Source organism: Mesorhizobium sp. Cs1321R2N1 (assembly GCF_037179725.1).
GTDB lineage: Bacteria > Pseudomonadota > Alphaproteobacteria > Rhizobiales > Rhizobiaceae > Mesorhizobium > Mesorhizobium salmacidum.
Genome location: NZ_JAPYKP010000350.1, coordinates 1 through 456, shown reverse-complemented (window position 1 = coordinate 456; position 456 = coordinate 1). Strand labels below are relative to the sequence as shown.

Genomic DNA, 456 nt, shown 5'->3' with positions numbered 1-456 from the left:
TCAGGGAGTGGGCATATGCCGTGGCTTATGCGAACTCCGACCATCGCGCCGCCGAGTTGCCCATATGGCTGCATCGGTACAATTGGCACCGTCCGCACGGAAGCCTAAAGTCCAAACCGCCAATCAGTCGCCTGGGCCTGACCAAGGATAACCTGTTGAGGCTCCACACCTAGCCACATCTACCGACGCAATTGCGGTCCCAAGCGTGCTGACCCGCAACAGGTCCCGTTTGGCCCAGCGGCGGATGGGCTTCACATCAGGGCTTGCAGGACCGATAGTCATAACCTGAAGCGCGAGGGGTATTTCTGACCATGCGCCACATCAAGGCAAAGAGCCTCGCTCCCACGGATGGCGTCCGCGATTATCTGGCCGCGCAGGAGAAGAAGTCGCTGCTGCGCTTCCTGACCTGCGGTTCGGTGGATGACGGCAAGTCGACGTTGATCGGACGCCTGCTGT

Annotated in this window: 1 protein-coding gene; it reads left to right on the top strand. The window is 60.3% G+C overall.

What is annotated here, in order from left to right:
* Positions 1 to 173 (top strand): integrase core domain-containing protein (locus O7A61_RS32440; RefSeq protein ID WP_337133101.1); only part of this gene is annotated, 173 nt, incomplete at its 5' end.
* Positions 174 to 456: the final 283 nt, after the last annotated feature.